Annotated in this window: 2 protein-coding genes; both read right to left on the bottom strand. The window is 66.9% G+C overall.

Translation table 11 applies throughout. The features are described from left to right. Positions 1–335: 335 nt before the first annotated feature. Positions 336–1,919 carry a hypothetical protein gene (locus G447_RS0108520; protein ID WP_026430740.1) on the bottom strand — a complete coding sequence of 528 codons (1,584 nt, stop codon included), beginning with the start codon at positions 1,917–1,919 and terminating at the stop codon, positions 336–338. A 138-nt stretch (positions 1,920–2,057) separates the two neighbouring features. Next, a partial coding sequence (locus G447_RS0108515; protein ID WP_026430739.1) for a PH domain-containing protein occupies positions 2,058–3,526 on the bottom strand: 1,469 nt, incomplete at its 5' end.

Genomic DNA, 3,526 nt, shown 5'->3' with positions numbered 1-3,526 from the left:
CAGGGGTGGGTTCGTCGTCGAGGGGATCCATACCCGTAAGTATGTCAAGGTTGTTGTGGAAGCGGAACGCTTTTCAAGTATTCAATATCTGCGGGCCCTCAGTGCCCGGGTGCCCGCCCTTTTGGCGTGGGAGGCGTCCGCCCCCTGGGCGTCGTCGCGGCCGGGGTCCTGGTCGGGGTGCTCATCAACGAGGGACATGGCGCCATCCAGTCAGCGGTCGGTGGTCAGCGGTCAACGGTCGGTGATTGCCGCCGGGGCTGCGCCTCCAGTGGCCAGGGGCCTTCTACGCTTCCTTCGGCGCGAAGGCCGCGGTGCCGTACGGGCCCGCGCGCATCTCAGGACCCCCGGGGAGTGAGGGCCGTGATGCCCTCGTAATCGATCACGAGGACGAGGTCGTCGTACACGCGGAAGGATATCTCGACAGTCCCATAGGAGGCATCCGTGGGAGTGAAGCTGCCGGAGGTGTGGAAGAGGCCGACGCTGTGCATGTCGATGAGCTCGTCTCTGTCACCGCCGTAGTGGCTCCAGGTGTGGATGACCGAGTGGTCCTTGCTGATCGCCGAGTTCTGAGCACTCATGCCACATTCTCCAGTGGTCCGGTCTGGGGGGAATGCGTCGGAGGTAGTCGTTTCGCGGGTGGGGCGTGAGGAACCCGTCGGTGTGAAGGAGAGGGTGTCGCAGACCGTTGCCCCGCTGTCGGTTGTTGTGGCCCGGGTGCGCAGCAGTCCTTCGGCCCATGGGGCCTCGCCGGTTGTGAGGAATTCGCGCAGCTGCGCGTTCGTGGGCGTCTGCCCCCCGATGGGGAGCGCTGCCTTGTGGAACCCGGTGCCTGCGGAGGCGGAGATGGTGAAGGACTCCAGGGGGCGCCCGTCCGCGGCGAACACGGTCGCCTGGTCGGTCTTGGAGTCAGCGACGACCCAGCCGTCGGCGGTGGAGTGCAACTCGAAGCGGTGATTCCCATTAGTGCCGTGCAGGGCGCGGACTTCCCCCGTCTGTGTGTTGATGATGTGTCCCTCCTGCGCGACCGGGTCGAAGAACCCCCCTCCTTGCGGGGTGGCCTCGGCCGCGGGGCCCCATCTGAGGATTTGGAGGTCGTTGAGGGGCATCCATGTTCCCTCCCCGCATTCGGGGCAGTCCTGGTAGTCCTCCAGGGGGGTGGGGGTGGAGTCGCGCTCCCATCGCATCGTCCACTCGCCGTCCTCTTTTTCCCAGCCGGAGCAGATCCTGCGGTTGCAGGCGATGACGAGCCCGTCGCGGGAGGTGATCACGATTGTCGTGGCCAGTTCCGGGTTGTCCTGCCCGTCCTGGTTCCGCCCGGCCCATGGGGCGGGCGAGGCGGCTCCGGTGGTGGGATCCAGCCGGTGCTCCCCCACGAAGAGGTCCTCTCCGACCATGACCAGGTGAGGCTCTAAGCTGCGTGGGACGGCCTTGGGGACGACCGAGTCCCACTGGATGGCGGGCTTGGCGACGGACACGTCGAGGCTGACGACCTTGAAGCGGTCGCTCTCTGTGAGTGGAAGGGCGAGGATCACCTGGTCGCCGTTCTTCATGACTGCATACTCGCCAGCACCCGCTGTGCCATGGTCCAGTTTCCATGCGATGTCGGTTCCGTTGGCCCACTTGGGGGAGGGGCGGCCGGTGTCGGTTCGGGTCCCGGTGTAGCCCTGGGATCGTAGTTCGGGTTTGTGGGGAGAGTGGAAGGGGCCCCAGACGTAGACGGCGGCGAGGATGAGTGCGAGCACGACTCCGGCTGTGGTCAGGTACCTGCGGCGGATGCGCTGGCGTCGCTCGCGTAGGATCTCGGAGGGTTTCTTACTGACGATCGGCGAGGCGCCGGCCCTTTTGGCGCGGGAGGCGTCCGCCCCTTGGGCGTCGTCGCGGTCGGGGTCCTGGTCGGGGTGTTTATCAACGAGGGACATGGTGCCATCCAGTCAGTGGTCGGTGTTCAACGGTCAATGGTCGGTGATTAGGCGCCGGGGCTGTTCCTCTGGTGGCCAGGGGTCTTCCGTGGCTCCTTCCGCGCGAAGGGTGCGACGACATTTGGGGCCGCGCGCATCTCAGGACCCCCGGGGAGTGAGGGCCGTGATGCCCTCGTCACTGAACACGAGGACGAGGTCGTCGTACACGCGGACGGCTCTTGCGAAATACGCTGTGGTGACATCCGTGGGAAAGAAGCTGCCGGAGGCGTGGAAGAGGCCGATGTCGTGCATGTCAATGATCCCGTCACTTCTGACGTGTTTGTTCCAGGTGTGGATGACCGAGTGGTCCTCACTGATCGCTGAGCGCGTGGCGCCGGTTGTGCATTCTCTAGTGTCCCGATTGAGCAAGAACACGTCGGGGGTAGTCGTCTCGCGGGTGGGGTGGGAGGAGCCGGTCGGTGTGAAGGAGAGTGTGTCGCAGACCGTTGCCCCGTCGTTGGCGGTCGTGGCCCGGGCGCGCAGCACTCCTTCTGCCCACGGGGCCTCGCCGGTCGTGAGGAAGTCGCGCAGCTGCGCGCTCGTGGGAGCCTGCCCCCCGATGGGGAGCGCCCTCTTGTGGTTGCCGGCGCCCACCGAGTCGGCGATGGCGAAGGACTCCAGGGGGCGCCCGTCGGGGGCGAACACGGTCGCCTGGTCGGTCTTGGAGTCCGCCACCACCCAGCCGTCGGCGGTGGAGTACAACTCGAAGCGGTTCTCCTTCTTAGTGTCGTGCAGGGCGCGGACCTCCCCCGTCTGCGTGTTGATGATGGTCCCCATTCCTGCGACTGGGGTGAAGAGCCATCTCCATTGCGGGGAGGCCTCGGCCGCGGGCCCCCATGCTGTGGTGTTCCAGTTGTTGAGGACCACCCATGTCCCTTCTCCGCATTCGGGGCAGTCCTGGTAGTCGCCCAGGGGCGTGGGGGTGGAGTCGCGTTCCCATCGCATCGTCCACTCGCCGTCCTCTTTCACCCATCCGGAGCAGATCCTCCGGCTGCAGGCGATGACGACCCCGTCGTGCGAGGAGAGGGGGATTGTCACGGCCTGGTCCGGGTCGTCCTGTCCGTCCCGGTTCCGCCCGGCCCATGGGGCGGGGGAGTCGGCTCCGGTGGCGGGGTCCAGCCGGTGCTCGCCGATGAATAGGTCCTCCCCCACCAGGAGCAACCGCGCCTCCACTTGGAGCGAGCGGTCGCCCGGGAGGGCGGTCTCCCACTGGATGGCGGGCTCGGCGCCGGACACGTCGAGGCTGATGACTCCGGTTCCGGCGTCCTTGTTGAGTCCGTGGGCGAGGATCACCTGGTCGCCGTTCTTCACGACCGCTGAATCGTTGCTATCCTCCAGTTCCTGGTCCAGTTTCCATGCGATGTCGGCTCCGTTGGCCCACTTGGGGGAGGGGCGGCCGGTGTCGGTTCGGGTCCCGGTGTAGCCCTGGGACCGCAGTTCGGGCTTGCGGGGGGACTTGTGGGGGGAGTGGAAGGGGCCCCAGACGTAGAAGGCGGCGAGGACCAGTGCGAGCACGACCCCGGCTGCGGTCAGGCGCCTCCTGCGGATGCGCTCGCGCCGCTCGCGCA

Source organism: Schaalia georgiae DSM 6843 (assembly GCF_000429245.1).
Lineage (GTDB): Bacteria > Actinomycetota > Actinomycetes > Actinomycetales > Actinomycetaceae > Pauljensenia > Pauljensenia georgiae.
The sequence above is the reverse complement of the archived record's forward strand: the minus strand, read 5'-3'. Positions and strand labels throughout refer to the sequence as shown.